Source organism: Labrenzia sp. PHM005, from assembly GCF_006517275.1.
Classification (GTDB): domain Bacteria; phylum Pseudomonadota; class Alphaproteobacteria; order Rhizobiales; family Stappiaceae; genus Roseibium.
Genome location: NZ_CP041191.1, coordinates 903,673 through 919,985, shown reverse-complemented (window position 1 = coordinate 919,985; position 16,313 = coordinate 903,673). Strand labels below are relative to the sequence as shown.

18 protein-coding genes are annotated in these 16,313 nt (G+C 54.9%); 6 read left to right on the top strand and 12 right to left on the bottom strand.

The window, feature by feature from the left end; all coding sequences use genetic code 11:
- Positions 1-20: 20 nt before the first annotated feature.
- Positions 21-614: an imidazoleglycerol-phosphate dehydratase HisB gene (gene hisB / locus FJ695_RS03940; RefSeq protein ID WP_141184222.1), complete on the bottom strand. Its 594-nt coding sequence runs from the start codon at positions 612-614 to the stop codon at positions 21-23.
- Between the two features lie 237 nt (positions 615-851).
- Between hisB and pyrF the strand changes: the two genes are divergently transcribed.
- The 3 genes from pyrF (at position 852) to FJ695_RS03925 (ending at position 3,614) form a co-directional block, all read left to right on the top strand.
- Complete coding sequence (pyrF, locus tag FJ695_RS03935) at positions 852-1,577, top strand: orotidine-5'-phosphate decarboxylase (RefSeq protein WP_141184221.1); 726 nt, start codon at positions 852-854, stop codon at positions 1,575-1,577.
- A gap of 228 nt (positions 1,578-1,805) precedes the next feature.
- Positions 1,806-2,648: an ABC transporter substrate-binding protein gene (locus FJ695_RS03930; protein WP_141184220.1), complete on the top strand. Its 843-nt coding sequence runs from the start codon at positions 1,806-1,808 to the stop codon at positions 2,646-2,648.
- A 21-nt stretch (positions 2,649-2,669) separates the two neighbouring features.
- Positions 2,670-3,614, top strand: coding sequence for an ABC transporter substrate-binding protein (locus tag FJ695_RS03925; protein ID WP_141184219.1), 945 nt, complete (start codon positions 2,670-2,672; stop codon positions 3,612-3,614).
- Between the two features lie 89 nt (positions 3,615-3,703).
- On the opposite strand, the gene FJ695_RS03920 is transcribed toward FJ695_RS03925, so the two are convergent.
- Positions 3,704-4,795, bottom strand: coding sequence for an ornithine cyclodeaminase (locus FJ695_RS03920; RefSeq protein WP_141184218.1), 1,092 nt, complete (start codon positions 4,793-4,795; stop codon positions 3,704-3,706).
- 10 nt (positions 4,796-4,805) lie between these two features.
- Complete coding sequence (rocF, locus tag FJ695_RS03915; protein WP_141184217.1) at positions 4,806-5,741, bottom strand: arginase; 936 nt, start codon at positions 5,739-5,741, stop codon at positions 4,806-4,808.
- A gap of 134 nt (positions 5,742-5,875) precedes the next feature.
- On the opposite strand from rocF, the gene FJ695_RS03910 reads away from it, so the two are divergent.
- The gene (locus tag FJ695_RS03910; protein ID WP_141184216.1) at positions 5,876-6,337 is read left to right on the top strand and encodes an Lrp/AsnC family transcriptional regulator; all 462 of its coding nucleotides are present in this window, start codon (positions 5,876-5,878) and stop codon (positions 6,335-6,337) included.
- 78 nt (positions 6,338-6,415) lie between these two features.
- The gene (locus FJ695_RS03905; protein ID WP_141184215.1) at positions 6,416-7,333 is read left to right on the top strand and encodes a bifunctional helix-turn-helix domain-containing protein/methylated-DNA--[protein]-cysteine S-methyltransferase; all 918 of its coding nucleotides are present in this window, start codon (positions 6,416-6,418) and stop codon (positions 7,331-7,333) included.
- Positions 7,334-7,663: 330 nt separating this feature from the next.
- On the opposite strand, the gene FJ695_RS03900 is transcribed toward FJ695_RS03905, so the two are convergent.
- The 5 genes from FJ695_RS03900 to FJ695_RS27945 all read right to left on the bottom strand — a co-directional run bounded on the left by FJ695_RS03900 (position 7,664) and on the right by FJ695_RS27945 (position 12,730).
- Positions 7,664-8,926 carry a hypothetical protein gene (locus FJ695_RS03900; RefSeq protein WP_141184214.1) on the bottom strand — a complete coding sequence of 421 codons (1,263 nt, stop codon included), beginning with the start codon at positions 8,924-8,926 and terminating at the stop codon, positions 7,664-7,666.
- Between the two features lie 34 nt (positions 8,927-8,960).
- Positions 8,961-10,277, bottom strand: a complete 1,317-nt coding sequence (locus FJ695_RS03895; protein ID WP_141184213.1) for a folylpolyglutamate synthase/dihydrofolate synthase family protein — start codon at positions 10,275-10,277, stop codon at positions 8,961-8,963.
- A gap of 139 nt (positions 10,278-10,416) precedes the next feature.
- On the bottom strand, positions 10,417-11,376 hold the full coding sequence (gene accD, locus FJ695_RS03890; protein WP_141184212.1) for an acetyl-CoA carboxylase, carboxyltransferase subunit beta: 960 nt from the start codon (positions 11,374-11,376) through the stop codon (positions 10,417-10,419).
- 181 nt (positions 11,377-11,557) lie between these two features.
- Complete coding sequence (gene trpA, locus FJ695_RS03885) at positions 11,558-12,391, bottom strand: tryptophan synthase subunit alpha (protein WP_141184211.1); 834 nt, start codon at positions 12,389-12,391, stop codon at positions 11,558-11,560.
- A 168-nt stretch (positions 12,392-12,559) separates the two neighbouring features.
- Positions 12,560-12,730 (bottom strand): hypothetical protein, encoded by a 171-nt coding sequence (locus tag FJ695_RS27945; RefSeq protein WP_168206259.1) that lies wholly within the window; start codon positions 12,728-12,730, stop codon positions 12,560-12,562.
- A 241-nt stretch (positions 12,731-12,971) separates the two neighbouring features.
- On the opposite strand from FJ695_RS27945, the gene FJ695_RS03880 reads away from it, so the two are divergent.
- Positions 12,972-13,160 (top strand): hypothetical protein, encoded by a 189-nt coding sequence (locus FJ695_RS03880; RefSeq protein WP_141184210.1) that lies wholly within the window; start codon positions 12,972-12,974, stop codon positions 13,158-13,160.
- Positions 13,161-13,208: 48 nt separating this feature from the next.
- Here the strand turns inward: FJ695_RS03880 and trpB are convergent, their stop codons facing one another.
- From trpB to FJ695_RS03860, 4 genes are all read right to left on the bottom strand, one after another.
- Positions 13,209-14,414, bottom strand: coding sequence for a tryptophan synthase subunit beta (gene trpB / locus FJ695_RS03875; protein WP_141188561.1), 1,206 nt, complete (start codon positions 14,412-14,414; stop codon positions 13,209-13,211).
- A 13-nt stretch (positions 14,415-14,427) separates the two neighbouring features.
- Positions 14,428-15,093, bottom strand: a complete 666-nt coding sequence (locus FJ695_RS03870) for a phosphoribosylanthranilate isomerase (protein ID WP_141184209.1) — start codon at positions 15,091-15,093, stop codon at positions 14,428-14,430.
- Between the two features lie 56 nt (positions 15,094-15,149).
- On the bottom strand, positions 15,150-15,380 hold the full coding sequence (locus FJ695_RS03865) for a DUF2798 domain-containing protein (protein ID WP_141184208.1): 231 nt from the start codon (positions 15,378-15,380) through the stop codon (positions 15,150-15,152).
- 90 nt (positions 15,381-15,470) lie between these two features.
- Positions 15,471-16,280 carry a molybdopterin-synthase adenylyltransferase MoeB gene (locus tag FJ695_RS03860; protein ID WP_141184207.1) on the bottom strand — a complete coding sequence of 270 codons (810 nt, stop codon included), beginning with the start codon at positions 16,278-16,280 and terminating at the stop codon, positions 15,471-15,473.
- Positions 16,281-16,313 lie beyond the last annotated feature (33 nt).

Below are 16,313 nucleotides of genomic sequence, written 5' to 3'. Positions count from 1 at the left end.
CGTTCCTTGGAATACGGGCGTTAGCCGCCCAGTTGGCCTTTGGTCGTCGGCACGCGGTCAGCCTGACGCGGGTCGATCTCGACCGCTTTGCGCAGGGACCGGGCAACGGCCTTGAAGCAGGTTTCGGCAATATGGTGGCAATTGGACCCATAAAGATTGGCGATATGAAGGGTAATCCCGGCATTCATGGCGAACGCCTGGAAAAACTCCTGAAACAGCTCGGTATCGAAGTCGCCGACCTTGTCCCGGTCAAAGGTCACGTCCCAGACCAGAAACGCCCGTCCAGACACATCGAGAGCGCAGCGGGTCAGAGCTTCGTCCATGGCAAGGTGCGTGTCGGCATAACGGGTAATTCCGGCCATGTCTCCCAGCGCCTGAGACAAGGCCTGGCCAAGAGCAATACCGGTATCTTCCACCGTATGGTGGAAATCGATATGCGTGTCCCCATCTGCGCGCACTTTGATATCAATCAGCGAATGTCGCGCAAGTTGCTCCAGCATATGATCGAAAAATCCGACACCGGTTTGAACGTCATAAGCGCCCGTTCCGTCCAGATTGATATCGACCGAAATTTTGGTTTCCTTGGTATCGCGCGATACGCTCGCTGTGCGCATGAAAGGCAGTCTCCTCTTGAGCCGTCAAAGCTGTCCGGCGGCGCTGTTGTAGCAGGCTGAACCTTTTAAGAAAATAGCCAAGCTTCGACGCCGCGATATTCCTTTGACTGACCAGCTTTTGATCGGATATCGAGCAGCCTATCCGTGAAGACAGCTCACGGGGGCGTTCCGTTTATTCGGTAGTTCCGCCTGGGACTTGGTGATAGGAACGGGCAATTCCGTAGCCAGGAGATAGACATGCCGACCAGCCGCTTTGCCCCGAAATCTGCCCTCGACCGTCTGATGTTGCCGGTGGATGTTCCAACCGTCTGCGAAGCGGAAGATTTGGTCAAGAAAACCGAAGGCACAGTCGGTGTTTACAAGATCGGTATGGAGCTTCAATTTGCAGGCGGGCTGGAGTTCGCACGCGAGCTTGCCGAAAGCGGCCATAAAATTTTTCTGGACGTCAAACTACACGACATCGACAACACCATTACCAAAGCGGTGCGCAACGTAGCCAAGATGGGCATGACCTTCATGACGGTCCACGCCTATCCAAAAACCATGCGTGCAGCTTTGAAGGGCTTGGCGGAAGAAGGCAATCCGGATCTCTGCATCCTCGGAGTGACCGTCCTGACCTCCATGGATGAGGCCGATCTGGTTGCCGCGGGCTACAAAGGTCCGATTGCAAGTGTCGTCGAAGACAGAGCAAAGGATGCCAAGCTTGCGGGCATGGGCGGCATTGTCTGCGCACCAACGGAATCGAAAAACATGCGCAAGATCCTTGGTGATGAATTGGTTATCGTCACACCGGGAATCCGTCCGGCCGGCAGCGCCGCCGGTGATCAGCGCAGGGTGATGACGCCTGCTGATGCGATCAAGGCCGGCAGTGATTATCTGGTCATTGGCCGTCCAATTACGCAGGCCGATGACCCGAAAGCAGCTGCGGAAGCCGTAGTTCAGGAAATCGAAAATTCGATTTAGTGCCTCTGAGTCTACGATTGGTTTAACGTATTTTACATATCCCTGTAGATAATGATTACGTAGCGTCACGTAGGGCTGAATCTTCAGCTTCATGGCGTAACCATTTGTTTCCAAGAATTTATCCTTTCCGCAAGCATCAGCCCGCCGGACACCCTTCCGGCTGGCATGGCCAAATAGTGCCTGTGCGGGACGCGGTTACAAATTCAAGGAAAGCAGGGAGAAGTAATAATGAACTATGTCAAAACGGCTCCGCAACGCACGTTGATCAAAACCATTTCGTCAAAACTGGCGGTTTCGATTGCTGCTGGGGGTCTTCTTGCATCGTTTACCGGCTCGGCGGACGCAGCGGACACAATTCGGATAACGAACGGCGAATGGCAGCCATTCATGTCCGAATACAGTTTCCAATATGGGGCAAACTCTCACGTCATCTCGGAGGCTTTTAAGGCAGAAGGTATCACTGTTGAATGGGGCTTCTTTCCTTGGAAACGGGCCTTTGAATCAACCAAGTCCTGCAACGATTGGCACGCTTCCGCGACCTGGTGGCCTACAGAAGAAACCAAGGAGAGTTTCCATCTCGGAGATGCCATCAGTGAAACGTCCTTTGTCCTTTTTTATCAAAAAGGCAAGCAGTTTGACTGGGCCGACTTTAACGATCTTGCCGGGCTTAAGGTTGGCGTCACGCTTGGTTATGATTACGGAGCCGACCTTACGGCCCTTTTGGACGACAAAAGGGTAAAAGCAGATTCCGCTGCAGAAGATGAAACCAGTTACAAAAAGCTGGCCGCTGGTCGGATAGACGTTTTCCCAAATGATCCGACGGTCGGCTATGCGCAGATCAGGGCTGCACTTGACCCGGCAGATGCTGCAAAAATCACGCATCACCCAAAAGAATTCGAAGCCAGCACGCTGCACCTAATTGTTTCAAAGAAATGCGAAAACGCGGATCACTTTGTCGATAAGTTCAATTCCGGCTTAGCAAAACTAAAAGAAAGCGGGCGCTTTGATCAAATTATGAAAGACTTGGCCAACGGCAAATATGACCGTCAGGAGTCCATCTGGACGAACTAAAGAAATTAAGTATCGCAGTCATTGGTATGTACGAATGCAAGTTGTCCTATTCACAGGAAGCGCTACTTACGTAGTTTCCCGCTGAAGAGGCTGGAGTTCTATATGTATGGCCGACAGAAAATGAAGGCATTTGACAATTCCAGTCTTAGATACGTTACAGGCTGTGTACGGCGGACGGTGGGAGTTGTTTTCGCTCTGTTGCTGCTAAGTGCGGCGGAGGTACAGCGTTCCCCACTTTCCGCCGAAACGATCCGGATAACCAACGGCGAGTGGCAGCCGTTTATGTCGGAACACAGTTATCAGTTCGGGGTGAACTCGCACATTGTTGCCGAAGCCTTCAGAATGGAAGGAATTGATGTTGAGTGGGGCTTCTTTCCCTGGAAACGCTCATATCAAATCGCCAAAACCTGTCAGAGTTGGCATGCGTCAGCAACGTGGTGGCCTGCACAAGAAACGCTGGAGAGTTTTCTTCTGGGAGACGCGGTCAGTGAAACCTCTTTTGTGTTTTTCCATCGCAAGGATAGGCCGTTCAAATGGCAAACCTTCGACGATCTCTATGGTCTCGTGGTTGGGACAACACTGGAATACGATTACGGCACCGATTTCATGAGCCGTATTGAGAACTATGAGCTCAATGTTGAATGGGTAGCGGACGATGAAACGAATTTCAGGAAATTGGCCGCGAACCGAATAGATGTCTTTCCAAATGATTTGACTGTCGGACTGGCGCAAATTCGGGCTTCGTTGTCGCCAGACGAAGCCGGCTCAATTACGTACCATCCCAAGGAATTCGAAAAATCTACCCTGCACCTAATCGTATCGAAACAATGCGACAAGGCAGAGTATTTTATCGAAAAATTCAATGCAGGATTTAAGAAGCTGAAAGAAAGCGGCCGCTTCGATGCCATGCAGAAAGATCTGGCGAACGGCGTTTATGACGGCAAAGGCGGTCCCCAGTTGAATTGAGTTTTCACTTTGGTTGAGGTGCCGTTAAATCCCTGGGCCTTTAGATCACAAAAAAGCCACCGCAGATGCGGTGGCAGAATTTTTTCGATTTAGCCAGCAGCGGCTTGATCACCGTTGGTCGCGCCAGACCGCAGCACCATACCAAAGAGATCGCGCGGATCATCCGGGTCGGCCAGCAGATCGAGTTTTTCGTAATGGCCCATGCTCGGCAAAAGATCATGCACATAGCGCAGGGCCGCGAAATCTTCGATCGCAAAACCAACGCTGTCGAATAGCGTGATCTGATTGTCCGATGTCCGGCCTTCGGCCTTGCCGGCATAGACTTGCCAGAGCTCGGTGACTGGATGATCCGGATCGAGCTGCTGAAGTTCACCCTCTTCGCGGGTCTGTTCGGTCAATTCGACAAAGATATCCGACCGCAGCAAAATATCTTTGTGAAGTTCCGTCTTGCCCGGACAATCGCCGCCGATCGCGTTGATGTGGACGCCAGCGCCGACCATGTTGTCGGTCAGGATCGTGGCGTACCGTTTATCGGCAGTCACTGTTGTGATGATCTCTGCACCTTCAATGGCGTCTTCCGGTGTTTTGCAGATGGTGACGTTCAAACCGGAGTTTGCCAGGTTGCGTGCAAGGCGTAGGCTTGCAGCCGGTTCGATGTCATAGGCGCGGATTTCGGTAATGCCGAGCATGTCTTTGAACGCCAGGCACTGGAAATCAGATTGGGCGCCATTGCCGATGATGGCCATGGTCTTTGATCCCTTCGGTGCCAAGTATTTGGCCGCCAACGCCGAATTCGCTGCTGTCCGCAGGGCAGTCAGAATAGTCATTTCTGTAAACAGAACAGGATATCCGGTCGACATTTCAGACAAGACGCCAAACCCGGTGACGGTCTGCATACCGGTGCGGGTGTTAGCCGGATGCCCATTCACATATTTAAAACCGAAATACTCATCATCACTGGCCGGCATCAACTCGATCACACCCTGCGGTGCATGCGCCGGAATGCGCGGCTTCTTGTCGAAACTCTCCCAGCGGCGGAAATCCTGTTCGATGTAATCCGCGATGCCGCGCATGAAGGTTTCCGGACCGATAGCGCGGACATTGGCCATCATGTGGTCGACACTGACAAAGGGCACAAATGCCAAGTCGGACGGGTTCGGGTTGTGACGGATCTCAGCCATGGTATTCCCTTTAATAGCTACGTGTCGGACGGTCGAAGACGCGGCGGCCAAAGAGGCTGCCGGCGAGATCCACCATCAGGCGAGCGGTCTTGCCGCGTTCATCCAAAAACGGGTTGAGCTCAACCAGGTCGAGCGACGTCACGAGGCCGCTGTCATGCAGCATTTCCATGACAAGATGGGCTTCGCGGAAGGTTGCGCCTCCCGGCACGGTAGTGCCGACAGCGGGTGCGATGTCAGGATCCAGGAAATCGACGTCCAGGCTGACATGCAAAAGGCCATTGACGGTGCGCACACGCTCCAGAAACGGTTCAAGAAGGGCGCCGATCCCGTCTTCATCGATCTGGCGCATGTCCGAGACACCGGCGCCGTGTTTCAAAAGAAACTCCCGCTCCGCGTCATCGATGGAGCGCACCCCCATGATTTCCACCCGCTCTGGCGCCACCGGATACTGTAAAGGTGCCCCTAAAAGTGCATCAAACCCGGGCAATCCGCAGGCAAATGCGAGAGGCGTGCCGTGCAAATTTCCGCTTCCAGTGCTGTCGAGGGTATGAAAATCAGAATGGGCATCGAGCCAGAGTACAAATAGAGGCCGACCGTTTTCGGCGGCCGATTTGGCGTGTCCGGCAACGGTACCGGCAGCCATCGCATGATCGCCGCCCATATAGATCGGAAAACTGTCGCCAGAACCCAGATCCGCGGCTTTCCTATAAAGCGCTCGGGTCCAGCCGGCATAGGCTTCAAAGTTTTTGACTGTACCGTTCGGCGGTGTGGCGTCCTCGGCATTCTCAGGCCAGAGATTGCCTGCGTCAGTCACCAAGTGGCCGAGCGCTTCCAGCGTATCGGCAAGGCCGGCGGTTCGGTAGGCGTCAGGGCCCATCACGCAGCCGCGCCGGCCTGCGCCTTCCTCAATCGGTGCTCCGACCAGTACGATATTCTTTTGCTCCACGATCCGCGTGCCTTTGCGCCAGGTTTTATTGCGGGGACTGTGCGAATTTGACGCGGCGGAGTAAATCCAGTCACTTGATCAAAAGTGCGGTCAGAATTATCAATTTGATAAGTCATGTTTCCCGGATTGATAAAATGGATGATCTTGATACCCGTCTCATCTCGCTCTTACGCCATGATGGCCGCCGGTCCGTGTCCGATTTGGCAAGCGATCTCAAAGTCTCGCGGGCAACGGTTCGGTCCCGAATGGAGAAGCTCACCGACAATGGAGAGATCTTGGGGTTCACGGCGGTTTTGCGTGATGATTGGCGCGACCTGCCGATCCGCGCGATTACGCTGGTCGAGGTGGATGGTCAGAACACCGATCCGGTGTCCAGGGCGCTGGGCGCCATGACGGAAGTCAGGGCGATCCACTCCACCAACGGCAAGTGGGACTTGATCCTGGAAATTGCGACGCGGGACTTGGCGGCCTTTGACGATGCCCTTCACCGCATCCGGTTGATAGACGGTATTTCAGGGTCGGAAACAAACATACTGTTGAGCACCCGGAAAGGACCAGCCGTCTCTGCAGACCTTTTTAAGGATGTGCTGGGGTAATCTGCCTCGCAAATCGGGTCGCTGCCGCGTTTAGCGCAGAGTATAGTGGCACCAGATTTAGAAACAGACGGTTCTTCAATGACCAAAGCACTCGATCTTTCCCAGTTCACTTCAGATCCGCAGCCGATTTCAGTTGGTGAGGAAGCAGCGGAAAATTATGCGGTCGTCCGGCAGACCTTGAAGCGGATCACCGAGGATTGGCGGGACCAGCCGACGCTGGAGTTGCTGGCCAAGGAAGCTGGATTGCAACCGATCCAGCTGCAGCGGGTTTTTGCACGCTGGGCTGGGCTCACCCCCAAGCAATTCTTGCAGGCGATCACGTTGGATCATGCGAAGGCGTTGTTGCGCGATACCGCCAGCGTGCTTGATGCCTCTTACGAAGTCGGTTTGTCTGGGTCCTCCAGGCTGCATGATCTGTTTGTAACCCATGAAGCCATGACGCCCGGCGATTATAGAAACCGGGGTGCCGGGTTGAAGATTGCCTATGGATTTCATCCCTCCCCGTTCGGTCAGGTCCTGATCATGGCAACAGACAAGGGCTTGGCAGGGTTGGGATTTGCCGATCCGGGCGAAGAAGGCACCGCACTTGCTGATATGTGTGAACGCTGGCCGGCAGCCGCGTTTCATAAAGACCAAGAAGAAACAGCCAAATATGCGGGCCGTGTGTTTGATCCGGAGAAATGGCAGGAAGATCAGCCGCTGAACATCGTTATGATTGGCACCGACTTTGAGATCCGGGTCTGGCAAACGCTTTTAAAGATCCCGATGGGCAAAGCGACCACCTATTCCGATATTGCCGCTTGCCTTGGAAGTCCGAAGGCCTCCCGGGCGGTCGGATCTGCGGTCGGGCGTAATCCGATTTCCTTTGTGGTGCCCTGCCACCGGGTGCTCGCCAAAGGCGGAAAGCTTGGCGGTTATCACTGGGGCCTCACCCGCAAACGCGCCATTTTGGGCTGGGAAACCGGCCTTTCCGGACCGGTTCTGGAGTGTGTTTGAAACAACTTTGTTGGCCGTCATGGTTGAAGACTGCGGCGCGAGAGGCGAATGGAGTTCGTGATACATACGAGTGCCGAAAGAGATGGATTGTAACCATACTCGCGACAGTCATCCCTGGCGTCGCGAAGCAGAGACCGGGGATCCACTCGTTTGCAGAGCTTTTGCGCAAATACGCATAACCTGCGGCAAGTGGGATCGCGAGTAGATCCCCGCTCGGGGGCGGGGATGACCCTTAAAGTCCGATCAGAAATCTTGGTCTGAGCGCAGTTCGCCAAATCTGCGATTTCCCCGGCTCAAGGCCGGGGAGGCTAAGTAATAACGCAAAACAGCCTAATGCACCGGGCCGTCCGGCATCGGAAAGTTGCCAGTGATCTGCCATCCATAGGCAGTCAGGCGCTCCGCGGCCATTTGGGTGAGATCTCCGGTGATCAGCAAGTCAACACCGGTTGGCGGAAAGGGGAGCTGGTTGAGCCCTTCCTGCAGGCTTGAAAACGTCATTGCCGTTGTTTGTGTCCAGGCAACGATGTCGTAGGGCATCACGATTGCCGCCATGCCGTCGCGCCGGATAGCGACTGAAAGTCCGGCGACGTCACGGATTTGGCCCAGTCCGGAGATGGTTCTGTTGTAGTTTTCGAGAAGCACGACGCGGCGTAGTTGGAAATAGGCCGGACTGCGCTCTGCCGCTTTTGCAACGTCTTCGGCAATCAGATCCAAGTTTTGAACACCGGGCATTGCGGCCAGCTGATAGGCGATCGCAGCTTTTTCAGACGCTGTATAGTGTGGGTTGGCTTCGATCTTCAGGATATTGGTTTCAGAGATCCCAGCAGAGCGGAAAGTCTCCGCTGTCCGCTCGCGCAGTTCATTTTCGGTGCTGTCGACGATCACATTCCGAAAATCATCAGCCGTCCGGGTCGCATTTACAAACACCCCTCCGGGGATCAGCGCCGTGATCGCAGTCACGGTCCAGCTGCCTGCCGCGGTCACACTGGCGGTTTCATCGAGCTTGGCCGACAGAAGCTTGTCGAAGGTATAAGGGTCCACCCCCAGTTCAACCGCCAACTCGCGCCGTGCTTTTGCCTGCCCGGTGATAGACTTTGCAATGTCTGTCGCAGACCCGCCTTGTCCGGTCACAGCGGCTTCCACCCCCTTGCCGAGCCGGCCGAATACGCGCCCGACGCCTGACACGGTGTTTTTTGCTGTGCCGACCGGGTCGCTAATGGTGCTCTCAACAAAATCGACTGGTTTTTGCGCCGATTGTTTCAGGCCTTCGAGAAAGCTCGTATCTTTTTTTAGGCTTTCCAAAGCGACATAGGCTTTGATTTCCGATAGCCGCAGGTTGAGAAGTCCGGTTCCTTGAACCGTTTCGACACCTTGGCTGGCTTGGAGCTGATAGGCATAGAAAAAGCCGTTGCTGCGAACCGGCGGAAGAATGGCATAGCCGGGGCCAAAGTCTTTACCGTTAAGGAGCGTAGCTGGAGCCTGTTCTGGCGCCGTTTCATATTGATCAGACAGACTAAGAGCAGGTCCGGTCAAAAAACCTACAAACATCAAACCTGCAGCGACCCGTTTGAGCGCCGGACCGGACAAAAGCATACTAAAACCTCCACCATATACCGGAGGGTGAGGCTTAGTCCGGTGCCATATTGTTCCGGGCAAGGGCCTCACCGGCAAGATAAAGCGAGCCGCAAATCAGTATCCGCGGGGCTTCGCCATCGTCTGCGGCACAAGCTGCCACATCGGCTATGGCTGCGTCTAGGGAGGGAAACGGCGTGGCTTCAAGGCCAGCACAGCGTGCCAGGTCCGCCAATTCTTCGGGAGAACGGGCCGTGTTGGTGGTCGCAATCGGCACCGTACCTACATGGCGGACCAGCCCATCGAACGGACGGAAAAACCCGCTAGGATCTTTTGTCGTGAGCATTCCGGCAATCAGATACAGCGGCCGGGGAGCTCGTTCTTCCTGTTCGCCCATAAATTGGGCGATAGAAACACCAGCACCGGGATTGTGCCCGCCGTCGAGCCAGACTTCCGACCCTTCCGGGCACATATCGACGAGCGGACCGTGCGTAAGCGGCTGCAGTCTACCAGGCCAATTGACGGATTTAAGCCCAGTGCTGATGACATCTTCGTCTGGCAGCAACCCCGTTGTTTTGAGTGCGGCCATCGCCAGAGCAGCATTGGCGAACTGGTGGCTTCCGCCAAGAACCGGTTGCGGCAAATCCAGCAATCCGTCTTCGTCTTGAAAGGTCATCCGTCCTTGGTCCAGCTGGGAAACAAAGTCCTGACCAAAGACATCGACACGGGTTTTGTTTCTCGCGGCCTGGCGTTCGATCACCTTGAGCACGTCCGGATCCTGTTCAGCGGATACCACCGGAACCCCCGGTTTGATGATGCCTGCTTTTTCGGCTGCAATCACGGTGAGATCGTCACCGAGGAATTTCTCATGATCCATGGAGACAGGCGTGATCACCGACACCAACGGCTCATTGATGACATTAGTGGCGTCTAAGCGTCCGCCCAGGCCAACTTCCAGAAGGACGACATCGGCCGGATGTTCGGCAAAGAGCAACAATGCCGCTGCCGTTGTGATCTCAAAAAAGGTGATTTCTTCGCCGCCGTTGGCTTCTTCGCAGCGTTGCAAGGCATCAAAGAGCACTGGATCAGAAACGTATTTTCCGTCTGTTCCCAGGCGGATCCGCTCGTTGAAAGAGACCAGATGCGGGGACGTATAGACATGACAGCGTTTTCCGGAGGCTTCCAGAATGGCGCGCAACGTTGCCGTCACCGAGCCTTTACCATTGGTACCGGCGATATGAATGACCGGTGGTAGGCGTTTTTCGGGCGAGCCGAGCGCGTCGAGCAAGCGGTGCATACGTCCCAGGGAGAGATCAATCTCTTTGGGATGCAGCGCTAGCAGCCGGTCGAGTATTCTTGTGATTTGATCCAAGGGGCCCTCCGCAGGGTCCTGTACTTCGTGCTTTAGCTATTTGCCATCTGCAGGACATAGCAGCAGGCGAAATCGAAAAAGCACCCGGATCTGACTGACCATGGCTGAAAAGCGACATCAGCCAGTCAGATTCTTACACTTATTCAGCGACTTCAGGCTGTTTTTCCGGTTCTTGGGTGTCCTGCGTCGGCTCTTCCACGTTGTTGTTTTCAGCCTTCGGGGCTTCCAACGCCACTGTTGGCAATTCGACTTCGCGTTTCATCAAGATACCGCAAACCCGGGAAATCGTGTCTTTCATTTCTTGACGCGGCACAACCATGTCGACCATGCCATGATCAAGTAGGTACTCAGCGGTCTGGAAGTCGTCCGGCAGCTTTTCCCGCACGGTCTGTTCAATGACGCGGCGGCCGGCAAAACCGATCATGGCGCCCGGCTCTGCAATGTGCACATCACCGAGCATCGCATAAGATGCTGAGACACCCCCGGTTGTCGGGTTGGTCAGAACCACGATGTATGGCAGGCCGGCTTCGCGCAACATCTGGATACCAGCTGTGGTGCGCGGCATCTGCATCAACGACAAGATCCCCTCCTGCATGCGCGCACCGCCGGAAGCTGCGAACATCACAAAAGGTGTTTTGTCTTCAACCGCCTTCATCATTCCGGAAAGGATGGCTTCGCCAACGGCCATGCCCAAAGATCCACCGACAAAGGCGAAATCCTGAATGGCAACGGTCAGGTCCATACCGTTGACTTTGCCTTGCGCTACATGAATGGCTTCTTCTTCGCCGGTTTTGGAACGGGCATCCTTCAACCGGTCGGTATAGCGTTTGCTGTCGCGGAACTTGAGCGGATCGGCGGTAACATCCGGTGTTTCGAGGCGCGTGTAGTTGCCTTCATCAAAGAAGGAGTCCAACCGTTTGCGTGCCGGCATACGCATATGGTGGCCAGAACTTGGAATGACCCAAAGATTGGCCTCGAGATCCCGGTGAAACACCATTTCGCCCGTTTCAGGGCATTTGATCCAGAGGTTTTCCGGAACTTCGCGCTTCTTCCAAAGACCACTGATCTTGGGGCGCACAATTGAGTTGATCCAGTTCACGTCAAACGCGTCCGTCTACTAAAGTTACACAACAACGGACTGTGTCCGCTGGAAAAGGTACATTTTTAAGGCCTAGAGCATCCTGTGTTCAGGCGAACGCAGACAAGATGCTCTACCACCTTAAAATCGATCAGCTTTTGGCTGTTCAAGCGATTCAACCTGAAAAGCCGCTGATCTAGCTTTAGGCCGCGCGGGCCCGCGCACACCCAGAAGCCAGGTCAGCAACCACATCGGCGACCGCTTTTACGGTCCGGTCCGTTGCCTTTCCGTTAGCATCCAGGCTGTCCTTGACTGCATTTACAAGAACAGAACCGACCACGACGCCGTCCGCGTCCTTGCCGATGTCTGCAGCCTGTTCTGCGGTTTTGACGCCAAATCCGACCGCAACCGGCAGATCCGTATGACCCTTAATCCGGTTGACAGCGGCCGTAACGCGGCCCGTATCAGCGATTTTTGCGCCCGTAATACCGGTCACGGAGACGTAATAGACGAAACCGGAGGTATTGGCCAGAACGGCCGGCAGGCGCTTGTCATCGGTGGTGGGGGTTGCCAGACGAATGAAGTTCAGTCCGGCGTCCAGAGCTGGAATGCAGAACTCGTCATCCGCTTCAGCAGGCACGTCGACAATAATGAAGCCGTCAACACCGGCGTCCTTGGCGACCTGAACGAATTTCACCGGATCACGAACATAGATCGGATTGTAGTAGCCCATCAGAATGATCGGCGTGTCTTGATCTTGTTTACGAAACGCGCGGACCATGTCCAGCGTTTTATCCATTGTGTGCCCGGCGGCGAGCGCACGCTGGTTGGCGAGCTGGATCGGAATACCTTCAGCCATTGGGTCGGAGAACGGCATGCCCAGTTCTATCACATCGGCACCGGCGGCCGGGAGGGCATTCAAGATCGCTTGTGACGTCTCAAGGTCCGGGTCGCCAGCTGTAATAAAGGTGACCAATGCGGGGCGGCCCGCTTCGGCACAGGCTTTAAACCGGCGATCGATACGCGTTTCCGTCATTCAGCTGTCCTCTTGCCCATACAGCAGACGGGTCCGTCTGCAAAACATCCAAGCGATGTAGGGGAGCGGGCAAGGGGATGTCAATCAAAGAACTGCCGATATGGCTTTCAGAAGCTGCATATTGTCGACGTCGCGGCAATTTCGGGCGTTTCGCGCAGTCCTATCGGATCAGCGGTTGCCGAAGTACTTGTTGTAGAGATGGGTTGCGATATCGTTGCGCTCCACACCCATACGCGACAGGCATTCCGGGCTCATTTGGCGTAAGCGATCATAATCAGCTGACATACGTTGGGCCTGACCGACCTGATGTAGAAAATGCGAAACTGAACGGAGTGCCATTGGAAGATCCTTTCAAAGTAGGCATGGCTCCTGCCTATTTGAGCTCAATATAATCTTCCCTGATATGGACACGAGTGCTGTTTTTGCATTGCAGCAATGCTGTGGCTGCTGAACTCGGGCAAAGCTGCCCCGTAGAAATGCATTCAACACCGATCAGGTCTTCATTTCGATATTTGATCTGGAAATGCGCACTATGTGCGCCTATGTTGAGTGAAGAGCCAAACGGAAAAAGGAGCTGAAAATGGCCCATTCCCTGTTCGAACCTGCACCGGAACCACTGTCTGAAAAACTCTGGCGTCATGTGAAAAGTCTGAAACAGACGCCATTCGCGGGATCTCATTTCCCAGTACGGCAAACGGACATGCAAAACCTGGATGCCCGTGGCCGGCAATTGCTATTGGAAGAAGCATTTGCTGCGCAAAAAAAATAGGGCCAGGCACTGACGTGCCCAGCCCATCATTTCGTAAGTCTATTTAGATCAGAGATCGAAGCCCAGCATTTCACCAACGGCAAAGACGTCCTTGTCGCCGCGGCCGCAGAGATTCATGACAATGATCTGATCCTTGTCCATCTGCGGCGCCATTTTGGCCACCTGAGCGAGGGCGTGGGCTGGTTCCAATGCCGGAATGATACCCTCAACCCGGGTCAGCATCTGGAAGGCTTCCAGCGCCTCGTCATCCATGATCGGTACATAATCCGCCCGGCCGATTTCCTTCAGCCAGGAATGCTCCGGTCCAATACCCGGGTAGTCGAGACCGGCTGAAATCGAATGGCCTTCCAGGATCTGGCCGTCGTCATCCTGCATCAGATAGGTGCGGTTGCCGTGAAGAACCCCCGGCTTCCCTGCGTTGAGAGAAGCGCAGTGCTCTTCACCGGTCAGGCCACGTCCACCTGCTTCGACGCCGACAATTTTCACGTCTTTGTCGTCGAGGAACGGATGGAACAGGCCAATCGCATTGGATCCGCCGCCAACAGCGGCGACGAGTGCGTCCGGCAAACGGCCTTCAGCTTCCAAAATCTGGTCGCGCAACTCCTTGCCGATCACCGACTGGAAGTCGCGCACCAGCTCCGGATATGGGTGCGGGCCTGCCGCCGTGCCGATCAGATAGTAGGTGTTGTCGACATTGGTCACCCAATCGCGCAGCGCCTCGTTCATGGCGTCTTTCAAGGTGCCGGCACCGGCGGTTACCGGAACGATTTCGGCGCCCAAAAGTTTCATGCGGAAGACATTCGGCTTCTGCCGCTCAACGTCTGTCGCACCCATATAAACAACACATGGCAATCCAAAGCGGGCACAAACGGTGGCGGTCGCCACACCATGCTGGCCTGCACCGGTTTCCGCGATGATCCGGGTTTTACCCATGCGTTTGGCCAAAAGGATCTGGCCAAGGCAGTTGTTGATCTTGTGGGATCCGGTGTGGTTCAGCTCATCGCGTTTGAAATAGATCTTCGCGCCGCCGAGTTCTTCAGTCAGCCGCTCGGCAAAATAGAGCGGCGACGGGCGGCCCGTATAATGCGTGTTCAGCTTTTCGACTTCGGCATGAAACTCCGGATCGTTCTTGGCAGCTTTATAATGCGCTTCCAGATCCAGGATCAGCGGCATCAGGGTTTCCGCCACATAGCGGCCGCCGAAAATGCCGAAATGCCCACGATCGTCCGGACCTGTCCGGATGCTGTTCGCCATATCGTTCACGCGTTTACTCCTTACCCGCTTCCGCCTGAATATCTTTTACTTTGGCCAGGAACGACCGGATCAATTCAGGATCCTTGACACCGCGTTCGCGTTCAACGCCGGACGACAGGTCGATTTCCTTGGCGCCGCTCAAACGGATTGCGTCCGCCACATTGTCCATATTCAATCCCCCCGAAAGCATGAACGGCTTATTCAGGTCAAGATCTTTCAGGATCGTCCAGTCAAACGAAACGCCGTTGCCGCCGGGAATGTCTGATCCCTTGGGCGGTTTGGCATCAAAGAGGATCTTGTCTGCAACAATAGAGTAGTAAAGCGCTTGTTCCAGATCCGATTTACCGGCAACCGAAATAGCTTTCATCACTTTTTTTCCGTGCATGACTTTGGCTGCGGCCAGGGATTCCGGGGCTTCGCTTCCATGAAACTGGAAATAGTCCGGCGCCACCAGCTCATTGATGCGCGATAGCCCGTCCAAATCCATATTGACGGTCAGCGCGACAATGTCTGCCTTGCCTCGCGCCATATCGGCCAGCTTGCAAGCATCCATGAGGCTCACATGGCGCGGGCTTTTTGGGAAAAACACCAGCCCGACCATATCCGCTCCCGCCTCCAGCGCCGCTTCCATGGTGTCTTCGGTCGACAGACCGCAGATTTTAACTTTGATATCCGACATGGCTTCGAGGTATCGCCGCTGGGGAAGGCTTTGTCAAAGGATGATGGCTGGGGCGCTTATTCTTCTGGCGCCTTGACCAGTTTGGCGACAATTTTCCGGACAATTGGTGCCAAAACCAGGACCGCCGGAAAGGCGACCGCCCAGGCAAAAAGCCAGGATTCAATCCAGAAACTGAAAAACTCAGGATGCGGACCAATCGCGCGGAAGGTGGCAATGCCGGACACAATGAACGACATCGATCCGGACAGCATGGCGCCGAAGAGATAAGGGGCAAATCTTGGGTGCATGATATTCTTGAATCCGGATTTTTGAAGTTCAGGATGAACTATGCGTCAAAACTGGGTGTTTGGAATGATCAAATTTAGCGCAACGCGTGCCTATCCTTGTTCAAGCAGCTCGACCCAGGTTTTGGGATTGTCACCATTGAGCGGATTTTTCGGGGAGCGTTTGTAACGGATGGTTTCCATCCGGAAGGCTTTGGCGTCGAACATCATCAATCGGCCGGTGAGCCCCTCGCCTGTCCCGGTCAGTTCTTTCAAGACTTCCATCGCCTGCATCGTACCCAGGATCCCCGTGAGCGCACCCAGCACCCCGGCTTCCGCACAGGTTGGAAGGAGGCCCGCGCGCGGTTTTTTTGGAAACAAGCAACGGTAGGTCGGGTTAAGTTCGCCGTCCGCGTTCGTTTCAAAGGGCCTGAGGGTCGTGATCGAACCGTCAAACTGGCCGACCGCCGCCGTCACCAGGGGTTTTTTGGCAAAAAAACAGGCATCGGATACGAGATAGCGCGTGTCAAAATTGTCTGAGCCGTCGACCACGAGATCAAATTCAGAGACAAGCGCCATGGCGTTTTGACCGGTGATCCGCGTTGGGAAGACCATCACTTCGACATTTGGGTTGAGCTTGGCAATCGCTTCGGCCGCACTTGCCACTTTCGGTTCGCCGAGCTGGCCGGTGTCGTGGATGATCTGCCGCTGTAGATTGGAAAGGGACACGGTGTCATCATCAACAATACCGAGCGTGCCCACCCCAGCTGCTGCCAGATATTGCAAGACCGGCGCGCCAAGGCCGCCGGCACCGATCACCAGGACTTTGGCCGCTTTTAGCTTCTGCTGACCGGCGCCACCAATCTCCTGAAGGACAATATGGCGGGCATAACGTTCCAATTCGGCGGGCGATAAGGACTGCATGGTGAGGCCTGTTTTGAGGAGTTTATTACTAAA

What these genes read in the sequence shown, in the direction of transcription:
- hisB (WP_141184222.1), bottom strand. Translation starts at nt 614, where the DNA reads ATGCGCACAGCGAGCGTATCGCGCGATACCAAGGAAACCAAAATTTCG.
- pyrF (WP_141184221.1), top strand. Translation starts at nt 852, where the DNA reads ATGCCGACCAGCCGCTTTGCCCCGAAATCTGCCCTCGACCGTCTGATG.
- FJ695_RS03930 (WP_141184220.1), top strand. Translation starts at nt 1,806, where the DNA reads ATGAACTATGTCAAAACGGCTCCGCAACGCACGTTGATCAAAACCATT.
- FJ695_RS03920 (WP_141184218.1), bottom strand. Translation starts at nt 4,795, where the DNA reads ATGGCTGAGATCCGTCACAACCCGAACCCGTCCGACTTGGCATTTGTG.
- FJ695_RS03910 (WP_141184216.1), top strand. Translation starts at nt 5,876, where the DNA reads ATGGATGATCTTGATACCCGTCTCATCTCGCTCTTACGCCATGATGGC.
- FJ695_RS03905 (WP_141184215.1), top strand. Translation starts at nt 6,416, where the DNA reads ATGACCAAAGCACTCGATCTTTCCCAGTTCACTTCAGATCCGCAGCCG.
- FJ695_RS03900 (WP_141184214.1), bottom strand. Translation starts at nt 8,926, where the DNA reads ATGCTTTTGTCCGGTCCGGCGCTCAAACGGGTCGCTGCAGGTTTGATG.
- trpA (WP_141184211.1), bottom strand. Translation starts at nt 12,391, where the DNA reads ATGACGGAAACGCGTATCGATCGCCGGTTTAAAGCCTGTGCCGAAGCG.
- FJ695_RS27945 (WP_168206259.1), bottom strand. Translation starts at nt 12,730, where the DNA reads ATGGCACTCCGTTCAGTTTCGCATTTTCTACATCAGGTCGGTCAGGCC.
- FJ695_RS03880 (WP_141184210.1), top strand. Translation starts at nt 12,972, where the DNA reads ATGGCCCATTCCCTGTTCGAACCTGCACCGGAACCACTGTCTGAAAAA.
- trpB (WP_141188561.1), bottom strand. Translation starts at nt 14,414, where the DNA reads ATGGCGAACAGCATCCGGACAGGTCCGGACGATCGTGGGCATTTCGGC.
- FJ695_RS03870 (WP_141184209.1), bottom strand. Translation starts at nt 15,093, where the DNA reads ATGTCGGATATCAAAGTTAAAATCTGCGGTCTGTCGACCGAAGACACC.
- FJ695_RS03865 (WP_141184208.1), bottom strand. Translation starts at nt 15,380, where the DNA reads ATGCACCCAAGATTTGCCCCTTATCTCTTCGGCGCCATGCTGTCCGGA.
- FJ695_RS03860 (WP_141184207.1), bottom strand. Translation starts at nt 16,280, where the DNA reads ATGCAGTCCTTATCGCCCGCCGAATTGGAACGTTATGCCCGCCATATT.